The organism is Curtobacterium sp. VKM Ac-2884, from assembly GCF_015350945.1.
In the GTDB taxonomy this organism is placed as follows: Bacteria; Actinomycetota; Actinomycetes; order Actinomycetales; family Microbacteriaceae; genus Curtobacterium.
Window position 1 is genome coordinate 604248 of record NZ_JADKSA010000001.1, and the last position, 22445, is coordinate 626692.

18 protein-coding genes and 1 tRNA gene are annotated in these 22445 nt (G+C 71.3%); 4 read left to right on the top strand and 15 right to left on the bottom strand.

The features are described from left to right. Window positions 1-103 precede the first annotated feature (103 nt). Genes efeB through efeU form a run of 3 tightly spaced genes read right to left on the bottom strand, consistent with a single transcriptional unit; the run spans window position 104 to window position 4204 of the window. A complete protein-coding gene (efeB, locus tag ITJ60_RS02995; protein ID WP_194646856.1) occupies window positions 104-1405 on the bottom strand; it encodes an iron uptake transporter deferrochelatase/peroxidase subunit in 1302 nt (433 codons plus the stop codon). Beyond that, the gene (gene efeO, locus ITJ60_RS03000; protein WP_194646857.1) at window positions 1402-2622 is read right to left on the bottom strand and encodes an iron uptake system protein EfeO; all 1221 of its coding nucleotides are present in this window, start codon (window positions 2620-2622) and stop codon (window positions 1402-1404) included. Before efeO ends, efeB begins: the two co-directional genes overlap by 4 nt. After that, the gene (gene efeU / locus ITJ60_RS03005) at window positions 2609-4204 is read right to left on the bottom strand and encodes an iron uptake transporter permease EfeU (protein WP_194646858.1); all 1596 of its coding nucleotides are present in this window, start codon (window positions 4202-4204) and stop codon (window positions 2609-2611) included. Before efeU ends, efeO begins: the two co-directional genes overlap by 14 nt. A gap of 69 nt (window positions 4205-4273) precedes the next feature. Between efeU and ITJ60_RS03010 the strand changes: the two genes are divergently transcribed. Both ITJ60_RS03010 and ITJ60_RS03015 read left to right on the top strand, forming a co-directional pair. Continuing rightward, entirely contained in the window at window positions 4274-5059 is a 786-nt protein-coding gene (locus ITJ60_RS03010; protein ID WP_123291876.1) for a trimeric intracellular cation channel family protein, read from the top strand. 243 nt (window positions 5060-5302) lie between these two features. Then, the gene (locus ITJ60_RS03015) at window positions 5303-5911 is read left to right on the top strand and encodes a TetR/AcrR family transcriptional regulator (RefSeq protein ID WP_194646859.1); all 609 of its coding nucleotides are present in this window, start codon (window positions 5303-5305) and stop codon (window positions 5909-5911) included. A 154-nt stretch (window positions 5912-6065) separates the two neighbouring features. Here the strand turns inward: ITJ60_RS03015 and ITJ60_RS03020 are convergent, their stop codons facing one another. From ITJ60_RS03020 to ITJ60_RS03040, 5 genes are all read right to left on the bottom strand, one after another. Beyond that, window positions 6066-8411, bottom strand: a complete 2346-nt coding sequence (locus ITJ60_RS03020) for a transglutaminaseTgpA domain-containing protein (protein ID WP_194646860.1) — start codon at window positions 8409-8411, stop codon at window positions 6066-6068. Further along, complete coding sequence (locus tag ITJ60_RS03025) at window positions 8408-9739, bottom strand: DUF58 domain-containing protein (RefSeq protein ID WP_194646861.1); 1332 nt, start codon at window positions 9737-9739, stop codon at window positions 8408-8410. Before ITJ60_RS03025 ends, ITJ60_RS03020 begins: the two co-directional genes overlap by 4 nt. Beyond that, on the bottom strand, window positions 9739-10731 hold the full coding sequence (locus ITJ60_RS03030; protein ID WP_235035938.1) for an AAA family ATPase: 993 nt from the start codon (window positions 10729-10731) through the stop codon (window positions 9739-9741). Before ITJ60_RS03030 ends, ITJ60_RS03025 begins: the two co-directional genes overlap by 1 nt. 172 nt (window positions 10732-10903) lie before the next feature. After that, entirely contained in the window at window positions 10904-11908 is a 1005-nt protein-coding gene (locus tag ITJ60_RS03035) for a sugar phosphate isomerase/epimerase family protein (protein ID WP_194646862.1), read from the bottom strand. Continuing rightward, window positions 11905-13125 (bottom strand): Gfo/Idh/MocA family protein, encoded by a 1221-nt coding sequence (locus ITJ60_RS03040; RefSeq protein ID WP_194646863.1) that lies wholly within the window; start codon window positions 13123-13125, stop codon window positions 11905-11907. The genes ITJ60_RS03035 and ITJ60_RS03040 overlap by 4 nt, the downstream gene beginning before the upstream one ends. A 98-nt stretch (window positions 13126-13223) precedes the next feature. Here ITJ60_RS03040 and ITJ60_RS03045 point away from each other — a divergent pair, with 98 nt between their 5' ends. Further along, a complete protein-coding gene (locus tag ITJ60_RS03045; RefSeq protein WP_194646864.1) occupies window positions 13224-14219 on the top strand; it encodes a LacI family DNA-binding transcriptional regulator in 996 nt (331 codons plus the stop codon). A gap of 64 nt (window positions 14220-14283) precedes the next feature. Here ITJ60_RS03045 and ITJ60_RS03050 read toward each other — a convergent pair whose 3' ends face one another. Then, entirely contained in the window at window positions 14284-14733 is a 450-nt protein-coding gene (locus tag ITJ60_RS03050) for a MarR family winged helix-turn-helix transcriptional regulator (protein WP_194646865.1), read from the bottom strand. Between the two features lie 184 nt (window positions 14734-14917). Here ITJ60_RS03050 and ITJ60_RS03055 point away from each other — a divergent pair, with 184 nt between their 5' ends. Next, window positions 14918-16114 (top strand): MFS transporter, encoded by a 1197-nt coding sequence (locus ITJ60_RS03055; RefSeq protein WP_194646866.1) that lies wholly within the window; start codon window positions 14918-14920, stop codon window positions 16112-16114. A 15-nt stretch (window positions 16115-16129) separates the two neighbouring features. Here ITJ60_RS03055 and ITJ60_RS03060 read toward each other — a convergent pair whose 3' ends face one another. From ITJ60_RS03060 to ITJ60_RS03085, 6 genes are all read right to left on the bottom strand, one after another. Then, complete coding sequence (locus ITJ60_RS03060; protein WP_194646867.1) at window positions 16130-16942, bottom strand: hypothetical protein; 813 nt, start codon at window positions 16940-16942, stop codon at window positions 16130-16132. Further along, complete coding sequence (locus ITJ60_RS03065; RefSeq protein WP_194646868.1) at window positions 16935-17783, bottom strand: type IV toxin-antitoxin system AbiEi family antitoxin; 849 nt, start codon at window positions 17781-17783, stop codon at window positions 16935-16937. The genes ITJ60_RS03060 and ITJ60_RS03065 overlap by 8 nt, the downstream gene beginning before the upstream one ends. A 280-nt stretch (window positions 17784-18063) precedes the next feature. After that, window positions 18064-18152 (bottom strand) — tRNA-Ser (locus ITJ60_RS03070). Between the two features lie 412 nt (window positions 18153-18564). Continuing rightward, complete coding sequence (locus tag ITJ60_RS03075; RefSeq protein WP_323749083.1) at window positions 18565-19785, bottom strand: LCP family protein; 1221 nt, start codon at window positions 19783-19785, stop codon at window positions 18565-18567. 284 nt (window positions 19786-20069) lie between these two features. Next, complete coding sequence (locus ITJ60_RS03080) at window positions 20070-20750, bottom strand: GntR family transcriptional regulator (RefSeq protein WP_194646870.1); 681 nt, start codon at window positions 20748-20750, stop codon at window positions 20070-20072. A 170-nt stretch (window positions 20751-20920) separates the two neighbouring features. Continuing rightward, window positions 20921-22375, bottom strand: coding sequence for an MFS transporter (locus ITJ60_RS03085; protein ID WP_323749084.1), 1455 nt, complete (start codon window positions 22373-22375; stop codon window positions 20921-20923). Window positions 22376-22445 lie beyond the last annotated feature (70 nt).

Consider the following 22445-nt stretch of genomic DNA (forward strand, 5'->3'; position numbering starts at 1 on the left):
TGGTTCCGTTCGACGAGACCCCGCGGCGCGGGTGCCCTCCGCCTCCAGGGAAACGGCGGAGGGCGCCCTCTCCCACAGCGGTGTCAGCGCGCTCCGGGCACGGTCAGCGGAACAGCTGCTCGCCGATGTACGACCCCTTGCGCGGTGCCGGCGGGATCGCGAACACCGCGGAGCCGATGTGCGAGACGTACTCGTTCAACCGGTCCGAGGCGCCGAGCTTCCGCTGCAGCCGGGTGAAGTGCTCCGGGTCGTTCATGTACGCCAGGAACAGCAGCCCGGCATCGAGCTGGCCGTACTCGTTGAGGCCGTCGGTGTAGTTGTACGGACGACGAAGGATCTTCACGCCGCCGTTCGCCTCGTGGGCGGCCAGGGCGATGTGGGACGTCGCATCGATCTTCGTGGCGCCGTCCTTCCCGGCCGCCGCGAAGTCCGGCGTCGTGTGCTCGGTCCCGCCGGACAGCGGTGCGCCCTCGATCTTGGACCGACCGAACACGCGCTGCTGGTCGCTGACGACGTCGGCGTCCCAGATCTCGATGTTCATCCGGATCTTCCGCACCACCTGGTAGGTGCCGCCGGTCATCCACTCCGCGCCGTCGCCCGGGTCGTCGACCCACACGAAGCGGTCGTGGTCCTCGTCCGTCGTGATGTTCCTGGTGCCGTCCTTGAAGCCCATCAGGTTGCGCGGCGTCGTCTGATGCGGGCCGGCCGACGCACGACCGAAGCCGAGCACGGTCCACCGCACGGTCGCCGTCCCCCGCGCCATCCGGGCCAGGTCGCGGACGGCGTGGTAGGCCACCTGCGGGTCGTCGGCGCAGGCCTGCAACGACAGGTCGCCGCCGGTCAGTCCGGCCTGCAGGTTGTCGCTCGGCAGCCGAGGCACGTCGGCGAGGTCCGCCGGACGCTTGTCGGCCAGACCGAAGCGTTCATCGAACACGCCGGGGCCGAACCCCACCGTGACCGTCAGGGACGCCGGGCCGAGGTCGAGCGCCTCACCGGTGTCCGCGCCGACGCCGTCACCGTGCGCTGGCTCGACGCTGCCGACGGTCTTCCCCGCCTGCAGCTGCGCGATCGCCGCGGACCAGCGGGCGAGGAGCACCTGCAGCTCGGTCGCGACGCTGGTGGACAGGTCGAAGGTCATGAAGACGCAGTACCGCTGGGGTGCGGTCTGCACCCCGCCCTGCGGCTGCCGTGCTGCGGTCGCGTAGAACGGGTGACTCTGGGACAGGTCGATGGACTCGTCACCGTTGGCGGCCGCCGTGAACGGGTTGACGCCCGTCGCGACGGTTGCGCCGCCGATGCCCACCGCGGCGCCCGCGCCGGCTCCGGCCGCGGCGAGTCCCGCGCCGAACAGCCCGCGCCGGGAGACCCCGGTGCGGGCTGCGCGGTCGTCGTCGGGCTGCGTCACGCGGTGGCGACCTTCTCGGCGAGGCGGGACAGCGGGTCCTGCAGGGCCTGGATCTGCTGCGAGATGCGGTTCGCGTCGGACTTCTTGGTCGCCGCGTCCCACGTGTCGAAGCCGCCGAGGTCGTCGGCGTTGCGGTAGCCGTCCATCATCGTGTTCGTCGCGTCGAACTGCTTCGCGATCTGCTCGGTGAGGGTCGGGTCGAGCTTCGTCAGGCCCGGCTTGAGGTACGCGAAGGCCTGACGGGCGCCCTCGACGTTGGCGGCGAGGTCGACGAGGTCGATGTGGCTGTACGCCTCTTCCTCACCGGTGACCTTGTTCGACTGGACCTCCTCGAGCAGGCCGGCGGCACCGTTCGCCAGGTCCTCGGGCTTGTAGTCGAGCGTCGGGACGAGCTGCGCGAGCAGCTGCACGTTCTCGGTCAGGTCGGCCGCGGTCTTCTTCGTCGACGCGGTGATCTCCCCCGCCTGGAACAGGTCCTTCTCGACGGCGTGGAACCCGCTCCAGCCGACGGCCGGGTCGAGGTTCGAGGCGCGCATGTCGATCAGGTAGTCGAGGTTGCCGGCGTTGTCGGTCGCCTTGTGGCCCTTCTTGACGAAGCCGTCGACGTCGCTCTCGACGTGCTCGTAGAACGGTCGGGCGTTCGCGTAGTCGGTCTTCGCGGCGTCGAGGTCGCCGGCGTCGATGTCCTTCTGCAGGAGTTCGACCGCGGTGACCATGTCGGTGACCTGGCCGTCGACGTACTCGGCGTAGCCCTTCGTGCCCTCGTCGAGCAGGGTGGCGGCGCTGCTGTTCGCGGTCGAGGTGACCTTGCCCGTGACCGTGAAGTCGGTGAGCTCGGTGTCGGCCCCGGGGCAGTACACCTGGTACTCCCCGCCGCTCAGGGTCGCGGTGAACTGCACGGCGTCGAGGCCGGGCGCGAGGTTCTCCTTCTCGCCCAGGATCCGCTGGTCCTGCAGCAGTTCGACCTCGGTGATGGCGGTCGAGGACTCGTTCTTCACCGAGAACGTGACCGGCCCGGCGGGGACCTTCGTCTCGGAGACCTTGCACTGGTCCGAGCCGTCGTTCGTCAGGGTGATGGTGACGCGCGAGACCTTCGCGGCGTCGGTGGAGCGGTCGGAGGCACCGTCGGAGCTCGCGCAGCCGGTCAGTGCGAGGGCGGTGACGACGCCGAGGGCGCCGAGGGTGATCAGGGGTCGAACGGGCTTACCGAACGGCATAGTCGTTGCTCCTTGCAGGGTCCCCGGCGGGTGGGCCGCGCGTCGGGACGGTTTCGGGGGTGGGGTTCACGGGTGCCGTCCGACGACGGCGGTCACGGAGCGCGAGCAGCGCCTGGGCGGCAGCTGCGACGCCGAGGGCGATCGGCAACCAGGCCTTCCAGAGCAGCAGCTCGGCAGCCCGCGTGTCCGCGGTCGCCACGGCAGTGGCGGACCGCTCGACGCGGGAGTCGGGGACGGACCACACGGAGCGGTCCAGGGTCGTGGTGCGCGCGGACGGGAGGCCCCCGTCGCTCAGCGTCAGCACCGTGCGTTCGTCGCGGGTGGCGTCCAGGACCCCACCACCGACCGACCACAGGGTCACGGTGTCGCGCACCGCCCAGCGGGCGGTGAACGGGCCGGGGTTCGTCGACGGCGAGACGCCGACCGGGATCCGGCCGAACAGGTCGACGAGGTCGTCGAGCGTCAGTGTGGCGGGGCGGTCCGCTGCGGTGGCCGACGTGCGCACCCGCCACCGGTCGGCGGCCACGCCCGCGCGGGTGACGCGGCGGTGGGCCGACGTCGGCAGGGTGAGCCGTGCCTCCTGGCCGGTGGTGGTGCCGGCGACGCGGAGGACGCCGGACGCGCCGTGGACGTCCGCCGAGACGGAGGTGGCGTCCCCGCTGACCGCAGCGGTGCGCGGCAGGTCGACCCCGCCCGTCGGCACGGCGATCGCCAGTGCTGCGGCGGCGACCGCGAGCGCACCGGCGACCGTCGCACGGATCGCGGGGACGCGTGCCGCAGACGGACGCCAGGCGCGGGGCCAGAGCGTCAGGGCGAGGACGGGCACGACGTACAGGACCCAGCCGAGCACCTCGATCACCCGGGGATCCGGCGGGATGCCGAGCACGCCCGTGACGAGCGCACCCTGCACCGAACCGTTCGGGGCGAGCCAGGACAGGTCGACGGTCCGCTGCTGCCCGATGACGATCCACCCGGCCTCGTGCGCGCGCCGGAGCACCGTCAGCACGAGCCCGCCGGCGACGAACACCAGGAAGACGCCGGTGCCGGTGAAGAACTTCGACAGGTTCAGCCGGACGCCGCCGGTGTAGATGCCGTAGCCGATGACGACGGCGCCCGCGATGCCGATGACCGCGCCGAGGGCGGCGAGACCGGTGTCCGACGACGCCTGGAAGGTGGCGAGGAGGAAGACCGCGGTCTCGAAGCCCTCCTTGAGCACGGCGAGGAAGGCCATGCCGGCCAGTGCCCACGCGGTGCCGCGGCCGAGCGCCTCGGTCGCGCTCGCCTCGAGTTCCTTGGTCAGGGTGCGCGCGTGGGTGCGCATCCAGACGATCATGCCGGTGACGAAGACCACGGCGACGATGCCGATGATCGCCTCCATGCCCTCCTGCTGCGCCTGCGGCAGGGCCTGCTCGACGACCTGCAGGCCGAACCCGACGCCGATGCTGAGCACGACGGCGACCCCGACGCCGAACCACATGGGGGCGAGGGGGACACGGTTGCGACGCAGGAACGCGGCGATGATGCCGACGATGAGCGTCGCTTCGAGGCCTTCACGGAGGCCGATGACGAGAGTGGCGAGCATGACGTAGGTGAGGCTAACCTAACCGTCGTTCGGCCCGCCAGTCGTTCGGCGTGGGGTTTGATGGTTCTCATGAACCTGCTGTCCGTCGATGGCCTGGCGTCGGTCACGAACGTGCTCGACCTGGCCGGGGTGTTCGCGTCCGCCCTGCTCGGTGGATCGATCGCCCGCGCGATGGACTTCGACCTGTTCGGGTTCCTGGTCGTCGGCTTCGTCTCGGGGCTCGGCGGCGGCATGCTGCGCGACACCCTGCTGCAGAACGGCCCCCCGGTCGCACTCGTCGACCCGCTCTACGTGCCGGTCGCCCTGGCCGGGGCACTCATCGCCTTCTTCGTGTCGTTCTCCGAGATCACCTGGGACCGACTGTTCACCGTGCTCGACGCCGCGGTGATCGGGTTCTGGGCGGTGGTCGGGGTGCAGCGCACCTACGACGCCGGCCTGGAGTGGCCTGCCGCGATCATCATGGGCACGATCACGGCGGTCGGCGGCGGCGCGATGCGGGACCTGCTGCTGCGCAGGGTGCCCGCGGTGTTCGGCGGGAACGCGCTGTACGCCACCGTGGCCGTCGCGGCGTCGGTGGTGATGGTCGTCGCGTCCGCCCTGGGGTCGCCGTCGATCGGGATCGTGGCCGCGATCGCGCTGTCGCTCGGGCTGCGCTGGGGTGCGGTCCGCCGCGGCTGGGGACTGCCCAACGGTCGCGACTGGCAGCCGAAGTCGACCCTCGGCTCGCTGCTGCGGCGCGGGCGGAGCCTGCGACCCGACGCACTCCGGCTGCTCCGACGCCCCGGACGGCGCACGGGAGCGGGCAGTGTCCGCGAAGAACACGACACGGCAACGGATTCCTCGTTCGACGACTGAGGGGTGTCATCTGTCGGTGCTCCGGCGTAGCATCCCTACCGTCGGGTATCGACCCGGCTCATGTCGTCCGCACCGAACCGACGCGACCCGAACGCGGCGGTTCCGCGCAGACGTGGTGATGGGGGCTTCGCTGATGCCGCGCGTGATCAGACGCGCGGCGCGGCAGGTCTCCCACCCCAAGCTCGCCCGCCCCCAGCTCGCCCGCCCGGGTTCCCGCCCCGGTGCCCCGCCCCGGCAGGAACGATGAACGACGACGTCTCCGACTCCCCCACGCCGAGGACCCCACGGGCCGAGGTCCGAGAACGTCTGCTCATCGCCGGCGCTGCCGTCTTCGCCGAACAGGGCGTGCACGGCGCGCGTCTCGACGAGGTCGCCGCCCGTGCCGGGTTCAGCAAGGGCGCGGTCTACTCGAACTTCTCGTCGAAGGAGGACCTGCTCGCGCAGGTCATGCAGCGCGGGACGAACCTGGTGCTCGGGTCGCTGCAGGAGCTCATCCGCGCCGACATCGCCGTGGCGGACATCGCGGACGTCGTGCGAGCGGCCTTCGGACAGCACGACCAGCGCGCGCAGTTCGCCCTGCTGTCGGAGTTCCGCGCCTACGCGATCCGGCACACCGACCTGCTGCCGGAGTTCGTGCGGCAGCGACGGGTGCTGCAGGACGGAGTGCACGAGCTGGTGCGACTCTGGTTCGAGGCGCACCCGGAGGTCGACGCCGGCATGCCGCTCGATGTCTTCGCCACGGCGCTCGTCGCCGCCAACGTCGGGGTCGTGTTCGACGGGCCCGCGCTGCCGGGGGTCGACCCGGGCGAGGTCATCGCCGCCCTGGTCGAGGCGGTCGTCCGCCGCCGCTGACCCGGCGGGCGCGGCGGCGCACGGTGCGGCGGCGCACCGTGCGACCGCGACCATCCCGTGCCGCGTTGACCACTCGGTGCGAGCTTGTTGCGCCGCACGGAGTGGTCAACCTTGCACCAGCCGAGACTCCGGGGTCAGGCGGGGTCAGGCGGGGTCAGGCGGGGCGACGGGAGCGCCGACGACCCTCGTGCGACCACGCGGACGACGGCAGCAGGCTCGGCGGCAGCAGGCGCGACCGCAGCACCCGTCCACCGGAGACCGAGGCGTCGAGGGCCTCCCGCGCCTGCTGCACGTGCCGGACGAGCGCACCACCGTCGACCGCTGCGACCCCGCCGGCCGCGAACCGTTCACGGTCGACGGCATCGACCACGGCGTCGAGGTGCTGGAGCGCCGACGCCGGCAGCACCGGGCGGAGTCGTCCGAGGACTGCCCGGGCGGTCCGGGCCGCAGCCGCTGCGTCACCCGGTGGTGCCAGCCCCGGGGCGTAGCCGTGGTCGGCGACGTCGTCGAGGGCCTCACGCCAGGCGTTCACCGCCGGTGAGCGACCAGCGGCGACGGCCGACAACCGCGACCGCCGTCGGAGCGCTCGGACGAGTCCGGGGGCGATGAGCAACGCGAGGACGAGTGCCGCGCCGAACAGCAGGCCGGCCGGACCGCTGCCACCCGAGGCACCGGCTGCACCGGGCTGCGCCGACGCCGAGGGGGTCGGCGTCGCCGAGGACTCGGCGGGGGCGGACTGCTCGGGCGCGGGCAGCGGGGACTCGGGCGTCGCCGCGGTCGGGGTCTCCGTGGGTTCGGTCGAGGGCTGCGCTGCCGCGTCGGAGTCCGGCGTCGGCTCGAACGCGACCCAGCCGGCCCCCTTGATGTACAGCTCGGGCCAGGAGTGCAGCTGCCGGTTCGACACCGCGTACTCGCCGTCGGGCTGCGCCGCACCGGCCCGGTACCCCACCGCGATCCGGGACGGGATGCCGAGCGTCCGGGCCATCACGGCCATCGCCGACGAGAAGTGGACGCAGTAGCCCTCGCGCACCTGCAGGAAGGTCGACACGACGTCCATGCTGTCGCCGTCGTAGCCCTGCTCGACGGGGGCCGTCTCGGAGTAGGTGAACAGGTCGCTGCGGAACCACTGCTCGAGGGCGCGGGCCTGGGCATAGTCGTCGGATGCGGCCCCGGCCACCCGCTCCGCGGTCGACGAGATGTTCGCGGGGAGGTCCTTCGGCAGCGTCAGATCGGTCTGCAGCTGGTCACCGCTCGGCTCGCGGAACCCCCGGCCGTCGGCACGGGACAGGACACCCGAGGCCGCGACGGCGTCGAGGTACGCGTTCGCGAAGGTCGAGGCACCGTAGACCTCGTACGTCGCACCGCGCGGCGTGGCCGGACCGGTCGACCGCACGGTGCTCGAGGACCCCATCCAGCGCCACTGCGACAGGTCGAGGTTGGTGGAACGCGACTCGATCGACACCGCCCCGGACGGCACCGGCAGGTACGTGCTCGACAGCCCGGTGATCCGGACCGTGACGTCGCCGCGGGTCGCCAGGCGGGGGTTCACGCCCTCGGCCCACTGCTGCTGGTCGGCGGTGTCGGCCTCGGCGGCGTTCGTCACCGTCGGCACCCAGTCCCCGGTGCCGAACTCGTCCAGGTCGGCGAGCTTGAGGTACTCGGGTTGGCCGTCGGACGACCGGTAGCGGAGCACCTCGAGTTCGCTCGGCTGCCGCAGGTCGTTGCCGAGCTCGAGCAGGGTGCCGGGTCGCCCGGGCTGGATCGGCGACTGGATGGCCCCGGTGACGCCGGACAGCCAGCTCGCGTTGAGCGGCACGATCGCGGGCAGGCCGATCGCGACGACGAGCCCGATCGCACCGACGACCGCGGCCGGGACCGCTCGCTGCACGGGTCGGACCGACAGCCACAGCAGGGCGAGGAAGGCGACCGCCGTTGTGATCACGAGCGCGGTGCCCGCCGGCTGTCCGGTGATGATCCCCGGGACGATGAGGATGACGAGTGCGGGCGCGGCGGCGAGCGACGGGATCCGGGCGATCGCGGCGAGGAACAACGAGACGCCCGCCACCCAGGCGATCGACACGGTCACGACCAGTCGGATCGCGTCGGTCTGCGGCAGCGGCGCGGGGTTCAGGCGGATGGCGGCGAGCGTCTCGCCCAGCGCTCCGTCGGCGTCGAGCCAGCCGAGGGGTTGCACGTCGTTGACCAGGGCGGCGGCGCACGAGCACAGCACGACGGTGGCGACGAGCGCGACGAACCGGACTCCTGGCGGCCGGCGACGCACCGCGAGCATGACGGCCACGAGCACCGCGACGACCACGACGCCGGACACCCACCAGGCGGTGCCCTGCACGAGCGGGCGGATCGCGAGCGCGGCGATGAGCACGGGCACCGGGGCGAGTGCGATGACCCACGTGCTCGGAGTGTCACGGGTGTCGTCGTCGCGGTCCAGGACCTCGCGCACGTCGACCGGCCGGCGCGACGACGCAGCGGTGCCGCTCACCGTGCGGCCCCGGACGCGGTCGCCCCGACGACGGGCACCACGAGGGTGCGCCACCCCCCGCGGTCGAGGATCCCCCGGACGACGGGGTCCGGCGGCACGATCGTCGCCATGATCCCGCGGCTCGATCCGCTCGTCGCCGTCACGAGTTCAGCCGCCTGCTCGGCGGTGCAGTTGCCGGTGACCACCGCGGTCATTCCGTGCACGTCCCGTCCACGCACCTCGGGCAGGACCTCGGTGACCGGACGGGCGTCGCTGCGGAGCCGGACGTCCGCGAGTCCGACGAGCACGTCGGTGAGGCCGCCGACGTCACCCGCGTGCCGGGTGCTGCCGGACGGTCCGTCGCTCACGAGCACGACGCGCGAGGTCCGGGCGGCGAGGGCGCGGGCGACACTGGCGGCGACGACGACGGCGTGCTCGAAGGCCTGGTCACCGCCCAGGTCGGACAGCTCCGCCAGGTCCTCACGCCCGAGGCCCTGGTACGACTCGCGCCGGACGTCGAGCGCGATGACGGCCTCGGGGGGTTGCGCCTGCGTGGTCTGCCGGACGTGCAGTTCGCCGCGGCGAGCACTCTGCGCCCAGTGCACCCGACGGATGGGGTCGCCGGGACGGTACGGCCGGAGTTCGCTGTCGTCGGCGGACCCGCCCTGCCCGACCCGTCCTTCGTCGGCGGAGACGGCCCCGGCGAGGGCGCCGGTGTCGATCGCGGCGAGCGGTGCGCTCGCAGGGACGACGACGACCTCTTCTACGGGCACCACCGGCCGGTCGATGCGGAGCAGGCCGAAGGGGTCCTCGACCCGGATCGTGACGGGTCCGACCAGCGTGCGGCCGCGGTGCATCGCCAGCGCCTCGACGTCGAGCACGGCTGGCGGGACCCCCGGGCCGACGAGCGCGTAGGTCTCGGCCTCGGACACACTGGCGAAGGCGTCCTCGAGCTGTTCGCGCACGAGCAGGGTCGACCTCGGTCCGATCGGCAGACTGGTGCTGCCGAGGGTGATCCGCTCGCGGTACACCTCGCCGACCTGCACGATCGCGCGTGCCGTGCTCCGGCTGCCCCGGAGCGGCGCGGCGACCACGAACGCCATCACGACGCCGAGCACGACGAGCACGAGCAGCAGCAGCCCGGCCGAGACGGCGACGCTGGTGGTGCCCACGAGCCCACCCCCGATCAGCCCGATGCCGATGGCGATGACGGTCCAGCCGCGCACGGTCGGACGGGGGAACGGCGTGCGCCGGAGCAGGGACAGCCCACGGCGGCCGAAGCGCCCGAGCGTCGAGCGCGCGGCACCGGTGCGCCGCAGCAGCGACGACGGCGCCGATCGGCCGGGCATCAGGAGCGGACGGGGGTCGCCGTGAACGGCACGGCGGTGTCGGAGACGATGCGGACGACGATCTCGCGCACGGTGTCCTCGCCCGTGCCGCCGAGACCCCTCGCGACCGGCACGAGCCGGTGGGCGAGCACGATCGGTGCCAGCGCGGCGACGTCGTCGGGGGTCACGAACGGCCGGCCGAGCAACGCCGCGTGGGCACGGGCGGCCTGGGCCAGGTGCAGCGTGGCGCGGGGGCTGGCGCCGAGCACCAGGTCGGGGTGGGTGCGGGTGGAGCGGACGATCGCGATGACGTACGCCTCGACGTCTGGGGCGATGTGGACGTTCGCCACCGCCTCGATGATCCCGCGCAGCGTGGTCACGTCGACGATCGGTCGCAGGTGCGACAGCGGGTCGCCGCCGCCGCGGTTCGCGAGCATCTGCCGTTCGGCGTCGACGCTCGGGTACCCCATCGTGATGCGCGCCATGAAGCGGTCACGCTGGGCCTCGGGCAACGGGTACGTGCCCTCCATGTCGATCGGGTTCTGCGTCGCCACGATCATGAAGGGGCGATCGAGCAGCCGGGTCACGCCGTCGACCGTGACCTGCGACTCGGCCATCGCCTCGAGCAGGGCGGACTGGGTCTTCGGGCTGGTGCGGTTGATCTCGTCACCGATGACGACGTTCGCGAACACCGGCCCCGGTGAGAACCGGAACGTGCCCGAGGACTGGTCGAAGATGTTCACCCCGGTGACGTCCGACGGCAGCATGTCGGACGTGAACTGGATGCGGTTCACCGAGCCGCCCACCGAGGCGCCGAGTGCCTTCGCCAGGACCGTCTTGCCGACGCCGGGGACGTCCTCGACGAGCAGGTGCCCCTCGGCCAGCATCACGGTGAGGGCGGTGCGGATCGCCTCGGTCTTGCCGTCGATCACCGTCGAGACGGACGCGACGATCGCGTCGCCGACCTCTCGGATGCGCTCGAGGGGGAAGGCGGGGTCGGTCGGCTCCGGCACGCAGGGCTCCTCGTCTCGGGACAGGTGTCGTGCATGCTACATCGGTCCGGTGACAGCGCCCGGTGGGCGTGTCACCGATGCGCACTGGACGGGAGGCCCGTGGGACGTGCGCTGATCGGCGCACGTCCCACGGGCCTCCCGTCCGGATCGCGTGGTGCGTCTCAGACGCGACTCACGCGCGCGTCGTGAGCGCCGTGTCGGCTGCGAGCAGGACCTTCGCGGCGACCGCGACCCCTTCTTCGCGACCGAGCTCGGTGTCCTCGTGCTCGATGTTGACCCACATGTCCGGGTCCACCTCGCGCAGGGCCTCGAGGAACGCCGACCAGTACGCCTCGTCGTGGCCCTTGCCGAGCGCGACGAAGTCCCACGCGGACGGCTTCGGCCACTCGTTGGCCCACTCGTCGCCGCCGAGGTTCGTGCGCGGCTCGTCCGGCGACAGCCGACGGAACGAGTTGTCGAGCACGCCGTTGATCGCCGCGTGCGGGTTGATCCGGACGTCCTTCGCGGCGGCGTGGAAGACCAGGTCGCCGAGGTCGCGGACGACCGCGACCGGGTCCATCTGCTGCCAGAACAGGTGACTGGCGTCGAGTTCGACGCCGATGTTCGTCAGGCCACCGCGCTGCACGAGCTCGCGGATCGTCGCCGGGTTGAACACCACGTTCTGCGGGTGCAGCTCGAGTGCGACCTTGACCCCGTGCTCCCGCGCCAGGGCGTCGATCTCCTGCCAGAACGGCACGGCGACGCTCCACTGGTACTCGATGACGTCGAGCGCGGCGGAGTTCCAGGCGTTCACGATCCAGTTCGGTCGGGTGCCCCCGGGCTCGCCCGCCGGCAGCCCGGACATCGTGACGACGCGGTCCTGGCCGAGGCGTGCGGCGAGGCGGATGCTGCGCCGGATGTCCTCCGCGTGGGCCTGGCCGATCGCACGGTCCGGATGCAGCGGGTTGCCGTTGCAGTTCAGGCCGGCGATGGACACCCCGGTGCCCTCGAACCGGGCGAGGAAGGCGTCACGTGCTGCGTCGTCCTCGAGGATCGCGTCGATGTCCGGCACGTGCACCGGCGGCAGGAACCCGCCGGTGTTCAACTCGATGCCGGTCAGGCCGTTGCCCGCGATGGCGGTCAGGGCCTCGGCGAGCGGTCGGTCGTGGAAGATCGCGTTGTACAGACCGAGCTTCATGCGTGCGCTCCTTCGGTGGTGCGGACGGGCGGCACGTCGAGGGAGGCCCCACCGGCCCCGGCGGACCGTGCCACCGCGTCGAGGATCTCCATGTTGTGCACGCCGTCGTCGAACGTGGCGTTGGCCGGCAGCGGGTCCGCGACTCCGGCGACCTCGTCGAGGAACGCGCGCGCCTGGTACTCGAACATCTGGTTCTGCCCCCAGCCGACTCCGGGCGCGTCCATCGCCATGCCGCCGGCGACGTAGGGGTGGTCCGGGCCGAGGACGACCTGGCGGTACCCACCGAGGCGGGAGCCGTCGGACTGCAGCGCGAGGCCGATCTCCGAGGCGCGCTCCTGGTCCCAGCGCGCTGCACCGTTCTCGCAGAAGACCTCGATGACCAGGCCGTTCGGGTGCGCCGTGGCGACCCGGGACACCTCGAGCGAACCCACCACGGAGCCGTCGCCGAAGCGTGCGTTGCAGGTGGCGTAGTCGTCGTTCTCGACGTCGGCGAACTCGCCCGTCAGCGGGACCGCCTGGCCGCGCAGGGCGAACCCGGCGGCGATCGGGCGCTTCGTGATCGCGGTGGTGAACATGCCGCCGTTGACGCTCTGCACCTCGCCGGCCAGGAACTCGGCCACGTACGCCAGGTGCGAGCCGACGTCGGCGAGGGCTCCGGTGCCGGGGGCACCCGCGAAGCGCCACGAGAAGGGCACGTCGGGCGACGAGCCGTAGTCGGTCCAGTAGCGGGCGGAGACGTGCAGGACGCGGCCGAGCGTGCCGTCCTCGACGAGCTGCTTGATCGCGGCGAGGCCAGGGGCGCGGCGGTAGGTGAACCCGACGCGGGCGACGAGCCCACGCTGCGATGCCTCGGTGGCCGCGGTGGCCATCGCCCGTGCGTCCTCGAGCGAGTCCGACAGCGGCTTCTCGCACAGGACGTGCTTGCCGGCGGCCAGCAGCCCCTCGACGATCTCGCGGTGGAGCTTGTTCGCGACGACGACGCTCACGACGTCGATGTCGTCGGCGTCAGCGATGGCTCGCCAGTCCGTGTCGTGGCGGGCGTAGCCGAAGCGCTGCGCAGCCTCGGCCGCGAGGGGCTCGTACACGTCGCCGACCGACACGAGCCGCACGGGCGGCAGCGTCGGGGCGAAGAGTGAGGGTGCGTTCCGCCACGCGGCCATGTGGGCCTTGCCCGCCATGCCCGCCCCGATGACGGCGACGCCGATGCTGTCGCTCATGGTTCTCTCCTTCGAGAAGTCCGGTACTGATTCTGGAACGTTCCAGAACGTGTCGGTAGACTGTAGCCCGACCACCCCATGTCCTGTCAAGGAGCCGCGTGTCACGACCCCCGACGATCATCGACGTCGCGACCCGTGCCGGCGTCTCGAAGTCACTCGTCTCGATGGTGCTCCGCGACGATCCGGGCGTCTCCGACGCACGCCGCTCGGCCGTGCTCGCGGCGGCCGCCGAGCTCGGCTACCGCCCCAACCGCGCCGCCGCGATCCTCGCCGGCACCCGGACCCGTACCGTCGGCGTCATCGTCGACGACTTCCGCAACCCGTGGTTCGTCCCCCTGCTCGACGGCATCCGTGACGCGCTCGCACCACACGGCCTGCGACTCACCCTGGCGGACACCCGTGCGAACGCCCACCTCGACTCCTCGCCGTTCGACGACCTCGTCTCGCTGCGGGTCGACGGCGTCGTGCTCGCCGCCGAGGGCTTCCCCGACCTCGTCGTGCCGGCCGACACCCCCGTCGTCGTCGCCGGCGCCCGGGCCGACGTGCCCGGCGGGCTCGACGTCGTCGCCTCGGACGAGGCCGCCGGCGGCCGGTTGGCAGCGGATCACCTGATCGGACTCGGTCACCGCCGCATCGTCCACGTCACCGGCTCGGGAGGCCCGGCTGCGGTCCGCCGCGAGGGCACAGTCGCGCGGATGGTCGCGTCCGGCATCGCGCCACTGGTCTACGGCGACGGCCCGACGTCCGAGACGACCGGGTACGAGGGCACCCGCCGCGCACTGCGGGACCACCCGGACCTGACCGCGGTGTTCGCCGCGAACGACGTCATGGCGATGGGCGCGATCGCCGCCGTGCACGAAGCCGGACTCCGTGTCCCCGAGGACGTCTCGGTGGTCGGCAACGACGAGACGCCGCTCGCCGCCTCGCCCCTGCTGCGCCTGACCACGGTCGACCCGCACAACGACGAGGTCGGGCGGCTCGCGGCGAATCGGCTCGTGGAACTCGTCGGCGCGGCCGAACGATCCGCCCCGACCCGGGTCCTGGTGCCGCCGTCGCTCGTCGTGCGGTCCACGACGGCGCCGCCGCGGGCCTGAGGCACCACCTTCCACCGACCGCAGCGCGCGGGGCGGCGGTGATCCGGGCCTCCCGGTCAACGGATCAGACCGTGGCACCCTCGAGCCGGTCGACCGCGACCGCGAGTTCCTCGAGCTCGGGGACCTCGCGCGCTTCGGCGAGCGCCCCCTCGAGCGCAGCGGCGTGGATCGGCGTGGCCGCATCCAGCAGCCGCTGACCGGCATGGGTGAGCTCCGTGTAGAGCCCGCGGCGGTCGTCGGCGCAGAGCACGCGGGTGAGGAGCGCACGCTCCTCGAGTCGGTTGACCAGCCGGGTCGTGGCACTCGGACTGAGGGCCGCCGCACGGGCGAGCTGCTGCATGCGCATGTGGAAGCCGTCCTGTCGGCGCAGCGCGTCGAGCACGGTGTACTCGACCACGGACAGGTCGACGTCGCGCAGCGCGCGCTCGAGTCGCGTCTCGATCAAGCCGTGCAGTGTCGCCAGGGTGCGCCAGCCGTGGGCACGGACGGCGGTGGAGGTGTCGTCGACGGACATCGGGCTCCTTCTGGTCGGTTGCGCGGTCGGTTGCGGCGGTCGGTCGCCGCGGTCGGTCGCTGCGGTCGTTGCGGGCGCGTACAGTTGCTTGCGCTGATACCCCGCGTGTGCAACTATCGATACCGCGCGTCTGCAACAACCAGCGTACGCGGCACAGCGCCACCGCACAACGGAAGGAACCCCCATGCCCGCGGGACTCATCGCCCTCGCACTCGGCGGATTCGGCATCGGACTGACCGAGTTCGTCATCACCGGCCTGCTGCCCGAGATCGCGGCCGACTACGGCGTCACCGAGACCACGGCCGGGTGGCTCGTCACCGGCTACGCACTCGCCGTCATCGTCGGCGCCCTCGGCCTGACCGCCGCCACGACCCGACTCCCCCGCAAGCCCGTCCTGCTCGGGCTGCTCGTGCTGTTCATCGTCGGCAACACGCTGTCGGCGATCGCACCGACCTACGAGGTCATGATGTCCGGACGCGTGATCGCGGCACTCTGCCACGGAGCGTTCTTCGGCATCGGCTCCGTCGTCGCCGCGAACATGGTCGAGCGCCCCAAGCGCGCCTCGGCCGTCGCCCTGATGTTCACGGGACTGACGGCGTCGAACGTGCTCGGGGTGCCGTTCGGCACGTTCCTCGGCCAGGCGCTCGGCTGGCGTTCGAGCTTCTGGGCCATCGTCGCGATCGGTGTCGTCGCCCTGGTCGGCGTGCTCGTACTCGTGCCCGCCGTCCGTCAGGCCGAGACGCCGTCACTGGCCCGCGAGCTCGGCGTCTTCCGCTCCGGCCAGGTGTGGTTGTCGCTGGGCATGACCGTGCTCGGCTACGGCGGGATGTTCGGGGCGTTCACCTACATCGCGTACACGCTGACCTCGGTGTCCGGGTTCCCGTCCTCGGCGGTGCCGTGGCTGCTCGTGGTGTTCGGCGTCGGGCTGTTCGTCGGGAACTTCGTCGGCGGCAAGCTCGCCGCACGCTCGATCGACCGGACCCTGCTCGTCGTGCTCGTCGCCCTCACCGTGGTGCTCGGACTGTTCGCCCTCGTCGCGACCTCACCCGTGCTGACCGTGATCGCACTCGTGTTGATGGGCGCCTTCGGGTTCGCGACCGTGCCGGCCCTGCAGACGCGCGTGATGCAGTACGCAGACCACGCGCCGACCCTGGCGAGCGGGGCGAACATCGCCGCGTTCAACCTCGGCAACGCGCTGGGCGCCTGGATCGGTGGGCTCACCATCGCCGCCGGGCTCGGCTACACCTCGCCGATCTGGGCGGGTGCGGGCATCACGCTCGCAGCCGTGGCCCTGACGCTCGTCGCCATGGGTGCCGTGCGGCGTGGGCGTTCGCGCGGGGCCGGCGAGCTGACCTCGACAGGGAGCGTCGCGACGGCCTGACGGTCACCCGTCGCTTCAGCGGTCGGCGCCGCGGAGGAAACCCTCCGTGAGTGCCTCGATCCGACGTACCCGTTCGTCGTTCCGCATCGACGAGAGAGGTGAGAACGTGAAACGACGCGGTCTGACCGGGGTCCGCTCGAGCAAAACTGCGAGCTCTCGCGCCCGCTCCGGACCGACAACGGCTGCGGCGCGCGTTCCGAGCAACCAGATCGCGATGAGGTCGGTGTCGTGGGAATGCGCCTCGAACACCGCCTCCTCGACCTCGTCCCAGAGCGAGTTGCGGATCTCGGCGTCGCCGCAGTACCAGTCGACAGCGATCGCAAGGTCCTCGGAGTCCTTGTCGTTGTAGTGCGCCCGATCCACCCAGGCGCGCAGCTTCAACAGCGTGTAGCCCTCGGCCGTCGGGAACCGCACCTCCACACCACTCGGAAGCACCACCGACGGTGCCGAACGGAACACGTCCGCGATGCCGTACACGCTCATGTGCTCACGGCGAGCCGCTGGCTCGACGACACCGTCCGGGTCCTCGACGCCGCCGAACGGCATGAAGTCCACCTCGACGTTCGCGACGACGAACCGCACGCCGTTGGCTCCGGTCGCCGGGTACTCGTCGACGACCGTCTCGTACGTCACCCAGTCGTCCGTGGCGATGGCGACGTCGACGTCTTGCGTCCCCCGGAGTGGATCCTTCCGACTGAAGACCGTGTGGTGCAGATGGTCTCGTGCTTCCGAACCGACGATCATCAAGCGGTCCGGATCGACGCCGCGGCGATCGACGAGGTCACTGACGACGTGGTCGACCACCATCAGCCGATCGGCCTCATGCATCGACGAGGTCCGTCTCCTGACGCAAGCGCCCCGCGGCTTCACGCGCGCGACCATCGCCCGCAGCCATCAGCTCGGCGTAGACGAGCAGCGGCGGTGCCGCTCGGATCCCGCCGGGTCTCGGCACGGGCGCAAGCCAGAACATGTCACGGACGGCGACGTTCGATCCCCCTCCGGTTCGCCACCTGTTGGCGAAGGCGATCGCGGGCTGCCAAGGGCGGACCCACAGGGAAACCGTCTGGTGACGCACCCACGAGGTCGCCGCCTCACCGCTCACCATCATCTCGACGCCGGGGACCGGCCGGACGTCGAGGTCTCCGCTCTCGAATCGTCGTGTTCGCCGCTCGGCGCCCAACCCCGTGGGGAACGCCGCCGTCCACTGGTCGATCAGTGCGTCTCGTGAGCGTCCACCGGGAACGAGGTCGGAGGGTGCCCGATCGGTCGCCTTGAGCTGCTCGAGCACCTCGCTGACGAGCCCGACGGACACTCCCGCGCACCTCGCCACCGTGCGCGTCGACATCTCCGTCAGGGCCGGCCAGCTCAGGAGCGCGAACAGCACCTGCGCCCGCTTCGTGCTGAACAAGTTGACGAGGCCCACCGCCTCGGGTTCTCCGCGGCCCGACGCGACCGGCACCTTCCCCCGGACGTCGATCAGCAGCGTCGGATCCTGGACGAAGGCATTCCCTGCGCTGTCGACGTAGCTGACCCCCAGGGCGCGGAACTGCGCCGCACTCCGCGGAGTCATGCGGTGGCCGAGGATCAGCCGATCTCGAGGACGGTCCGACGGCCAGGACACCCGGTCGTACGACCCCAAGGTCATCGCAGGCAGGAACGCGGCGGTCATCGGTTTCCGCCACTGTCCGTCGAGTCGGATCAACTCGGCGTCCCACACGCTCAGATCCGCACCGTCGGGACCGCCGCGCGCGGTCAGCCCCAACCCGTACTCGCCGAGACGTTCTCCGATGCTTGCGAGGACCTCGTCCATGGACACCACCGTTCAATAGTCCGCCGTGTTCACTTTAATTGAACACTCGCCAAATGTGAACGCCAAGAAGCGCGGCTGATCCAGTCGGGCGCAGGGACGACGAAACCCCGGTCCGATCGGACCGGGGTTTCGTGGAGTGCGGAGACGGAGGGATTTGAACCCTCGGTCCCCTAAAGGGGACTCCACCTTAGCAGGGTGGTGCACTCGGCCGGACTATGCGACGTCTCCAAGCGCTCTCGCGAGCGCTCCGACCACCATACAGGAGGACCGGGCCACTCTCGACCCGACCGCACCCCGCGCGTGGCACGGTCGCGGAACGCGGGTCCCCCGAAGTGGGGACAGCTCGGGGTTGTCCCGACGTACCCCGGTGAATAGCATCATCGAGACGCGGCGATCACATTCCGGGGCTCGTCCCCGTAGTCGCGACACAGCACCGACGTCGCTCTCCGAGCCGGGCCCGGCGCGCCCGGTTGCCTGGCGCCCGCTCGGGGAGCGGCCCCTCTCCTGCCGTCCCGGTTCCCGAGACTCGGGCCGGACACTCCGAGACTCGGGCTGAACGATGAACCTCGGGGCGCGGTGCCCGAGAAACGTCGCCGACGTCGAGTCTCGGACCCAGAGCCCCAGAACCGGAGCCGCCGGGTCAGTAGCCGAAGGCCTTGGAGCACGTCTCCTGGTCGGCGGACTGCCCCTCGAGCCCGTCGATGGTCTCCGGCGTCGCGGAGGCAGTCGGAGGAGCAGCGGGCGCAGTCGGAGCAGCTGCGGCAGGCGACGACGGGGCGGCAGCCGCGGGTGCGGACGCCGGAGCCGACGGCGCCGCAGCAGCCGGCGACGAGGCCGCTGCCGACGGCGCCGCGTTCGCCTCGGACCCGATGCCCGTGCTGTCCGCCCCGAGGGAGAACGACTGGTCCGCCTTGATCTTCGCGAACAGCTGGTCGGCCAGGTACGTCGTCGGCTGGACCTTGCCCTCGTAGACCCCGGTGCCGCCGGTCGTGCCCGGGTACTGCACGAAGTTCACCTGCGACAGCGGGAGGTCCTGCAGTGCCCGACCCATCTGCACCATCGTCCCGATGTCGTTCAGGCTCTCGGACAGCTGCATGTTCGACGCCGCGGCGCGGGCCAGCTTGTACAGGGTGGCCGGTGAGGTGAGGGTGTCGTTCGACTTCACGGTCCGGAGCAGCGACGACAGGAACACCTGCTGGCTGGAGATCCGGCCGAGGTCGGAACCGTCACCGACGCCGTGCCGGGTCCGGAGGAACGCGAGGGCTTCGTCGCCCTGCAGCGTCGAGGTGCCGGCGGGTAGGTCGAGCCCGGTGTAGGGGTCCTCGATCGGCTGTGCCACGCAGACCGGCACACCACCGATCGCGTTCGACATCTCGATGACGCCGTTGAACGAGACCGCGGCCGAGTACTGGATGTCCAGGCCGGTGAGCCCTTGCACGGTCTGGGTCACGCAGTTCAGCCCGCCGTCGCCGAACGAGGTGTTGATCGGCTGCGCGGCCATGGCCGGCGCAGTGCCGGAGCCGTCGGTCTTCCTGCACGCGGGGATCGGGGTGACGAGGTCGCGCGGGATGCTCACCGCGGTCGCGTTGGTGTGGTCGGCCGAGACGTGGAGCAGGATGTTGACGTCGTTGAGGGTGGCATCGCGCTCCCCGAACTCCGCGGACTGGTCCGGGTCGTTGTCCGTCCCGACGACGAGCATGTTGAACCCGCCCTTGTACGCGCTGAGCGACGGCGCCTTGGTGCCGTTCGACCGCGGCGCGGGCTGCCCCTCGATCTGCACGCCGTCACCGAGGTCGTCGGTCACCTGCTTCGCGGCGATCGCGGCGACCGAGGCGGTGCTGACGAGCGCGACTGCGGCCACGCTCGCGACCAGCGCAGCGACGGTCCGGAAGGGTCCGGACCGACGGAGACGTCCGTGCCGTGCGATCCCGTCAGCTCGGTTGAGACGATGGGAGCGATCGCGGACGTCGTTCACGGGCTCTCCTGTCGTCGGTGGACGCGCCGGGGTGGCAACCGGTCAAGGCTGCCACGGAGATCCCTGGCGATCCAGTGCGGACGTCGTCGGAGCGAACCCACCGATCCGCCGTCGACCCCCGGATCCGCGGGGCTCGATGCCGACCTGTACGAACCCGCAGCCGGAGCGGTTCAGGAGGCCACGGCCACCCGGAACCGGTCCGGCAGGGCGATGAGCGCCGCCGCGAGCTCGAGGAGCACCACGGCGCAGTCGTCGACCGCGTCGCGTTCCGCTGCCCGCACGGCCTGGTCGACGAGGTCGAGTCGCCGCGCCCGGTCGACCACGGCGTCGATGCCGTTGGCCAGGGCGACGTCGTCGGTGAAGAACGTGTCGAGCACGGTGCGCTGCGACAGCATCCAGTCGGCGCTCACCGAGGCACCGCGCCGTCGGAGGAACCAGGCAGCGAGCTCGACGAAGGCCCCGGCCTCGGTCCGGCACTCGCGGAGCCAGGCCGGGTCGAAGCGGTCGTCGCGCCCCGCGCCGCTCACCGGCGGGTCGACGACCAGTGCGCGGGCGATGCGCAGGCGCTCGGTCATCTGCCCGACGGACCAGTGCGTGATCACCACGCCGACGTACCGCTGGACGGTGACGAGCTGGTGTGACTCGAGGGCGACGAGGGCTTCGCGAACCGGGGTCCGTGAGACGCGCATGTCCTCGGCGATGGTGTCCAGGCGCAGTCGCTGCCCGCGGCGGTACTCACCGCGCAGCACGTTGTCGAGCAGTCGGAGGAAGACCGCGTCGCGCAGCAGACTGCGCCGGAGGCCGAGGGGATCGCGGTCGCCCCGGCCGACACGCATCGGTGACTGCTCCATGGCGCCAGCTTCACGCACGGCGGTCGTCCTGGGCAGCCGCGCCGGCACCGTCGTGGATCGTCATCGTGAGTGTCGCGCTGTGGAGGAGTGCCATGTCAGCACCGTGACACCACGACGACGGCCGTGCTAAACACTCTGAATACAGAATGTTGCATGGCCGCCGTCGCTGTTCAGCGTCGCTGCTGTTCCGCGTCCTCGGTGAGGACGGACAGGGGCTGGGTGACGTCCTCGAGCCCCTTCCGCGCGGCGTCGACCCCGAAGACCAGGGCTACCACCCCACCGCCGATCATCACCGCGGACCCGAGCAGGTACCCCCAGAAGAGCGGTTCACGCGAGGACCCGTCCCCGATGAAGGCACCGTAGATCAGCGGTGCGACCGCGCCGAAGATCTGCGCGAGCGCGAAGAAGTACGAGATGGCCTGCGAACGCAGCTCGAGGGGGAAGATCTCGCTGACCGTCAGGTACGCGCTCGAGGCACCGGCGGAAGCGAAGAAGAACGACACGCACCAGAAGGCCACCTGCACCGTCGCCGAGATCGCGTCGGCGCGGAACAGGAACGCCGAGGTCGCCAGGACGAGCCCCGACACCAGGTACGTCAGGAAGATCATCTGCCGACGGCCCCACGTGTCGAAGAACCGACCGAGGATGATCGGTCCGAGCAGGTTGCCGATCGCGAACGGGAAGAAGTAGATCGACGTCTGCGCGGTCTTCAGGCCGAAGAAGTTCGTCAGGACGAGCGCGTAGGTGAAGAAGATCGCGTTGTAGAGGAACGCCTGCGTGATCATCATCGACGCCCCGACCAGGGTGCGCGTCGGGTACTGCTTGAGCAGCACGCGCGCGATGGTCAGGAACCCGACGCGGTCGGTCGGCGTGACGGTCATGGCCTTCGACTCGTCGACGTCCGGCAGCCGCTTGCCGGTGGACTTCTCGACCGCCTCCTCGATCTGGGTGACGGTCGCTTCCGCCTCTTCCTCGCGCCCGTGGGTCATGAGCCAGCGCGGACTCTCGGGGATGTGCCGCCGCAGGAAGATGATCGCGATGCCGAGCACCGGGCCGAGGAAGAAGCCGATGCGCCAGCCGATGCTCTCCGAGAAGTTGGCCGTGTCGAGCAGGTAGATGTTCGCGAAGGCACCGAGCGCGGCGCCGCCCCAGTAGGTGCCGTTGATGGCGATGTCGACGTGGCCGCGGTACTTCGCCGGGATCAGTTCGTCGATCGCCGAGTTGATCGCCGCGTACTCGCCACCGATGCCGAGGCCGGCGACGAACCGGAACGCGGCGAGGAACCAGAAGTCCTGGGCGAGACCGGCGACGCCCGAGCCGATCAGGTAGATCGCGAGCGTCAGGATGAAGAGCTTCCGCCGCCCGAGCCGGTCGGACATGCGTCCGAACACCAGCGCTCCGACCACCTGGCCGACCAGGTAGATCGTGCCGAGGGAGGTCACCTGTTGCGTCGACAGGTTCAGGTCGGCCTGGAAGCCCGCGTTGGAGACGATCTGGATCTCCAGACCGTCCAGGATCCAGGAGACCCCGAGTCCGACGACGACACTCCAGTGGAACCGTGTCCACGGCAGTCTGTCCATCCTGGCGGGGACCAGGCTCTTGATCGCCCCGTTCGTGCTGCTCACGAGAGGGGAACCTACGCCGAGATCGGCGAGATGGTTCACATTCGGTACGACGGGGCCGGCTCGGAGCCGG

Coding starts and splice junctions, on each gene's coding strand:
- efeO (WP_194646857.1), bottom strand. CDS start 2,622: ATGCCGTTCGGTAAGCCCGTTCGACCCCTGATCACCCTCGGCGCCCTC.
- efeU (WP_194646858.1), bottom strand. CDS start 4,204: ATGCTCGCCACTCTCGTCATCGGCCTCCGTGAAGGCCTCGAAGCGACG.
- ITJ60_RS03010 (WP_123291876.1), top strand. CDS start 4,274: ATGAACCTGCTGTCCGTCGATGGCCTGGCGTCGGTCACGAACGTGCTC.
- ITJ60_RS03015 (WP_194646859.1), top strand. CDS start 5,303: ATGAACGACGACGTCTCCGACTCCCCCACGCCGAGGACCCCACGGGCC.
- ITJ60_RS03025 (WP_194646861.1), bottom strand. CDS start 9,739: ATGCCCGGCCGATCGGCGCCGTCGTCGCTGCTGCGGCGCACCGGTGCC.
- ITJ60_RS03035 (WP_194646862.1), bottom strand. CDS start 11,908: ATGAAGCTCGGTCTGTACAACGCGATCTTCCACGACCGACCGCTCGCC.
- ITJ60_RS03040 (WP_194646863.1), bottom strand. CDS start 13,125: ATGAGCGACAGCATCGGCGTCGCCGTCATCGGGGCGGGCATGGCGGGC.
- ITJ60_RS03050 (WP_194646865.1), bottom strand. CDS start 14,733: ATGTCCGTCGACGACACCTCCACCGCCGTCCGTGCCCACGGCTGGCGC.
- ITJ60_RS03055 (WP_194646866.1), top strand. CDS start 14,918: ATGCCCGCGGGACTCATCGCCCTCGCACTCGGCGGATTCGGCATCGGA.
- ITJ60_RS03060 (WP_194646867.1), bottom strand. CDS start 16,942: ATGCATGAGGCCGATCGGCTGATGGTGGTCGACCACGTCGTCAGTGAC.
- ITJ60_RS03065 (WP_194646868.1), bottom strand. CDS start 17,783: ATGACCGCCGCGTTCCTGCCTGCGATGACCTTGGGGTCGTACGACCGG.
- ITJ60_RS03080 (WP_194646870.1), bottom strand. CDS start 20,750: ATGGAGCAGTCACCGATGCGTGTCGGCCGGGGCGACCGCGATCCCCTC.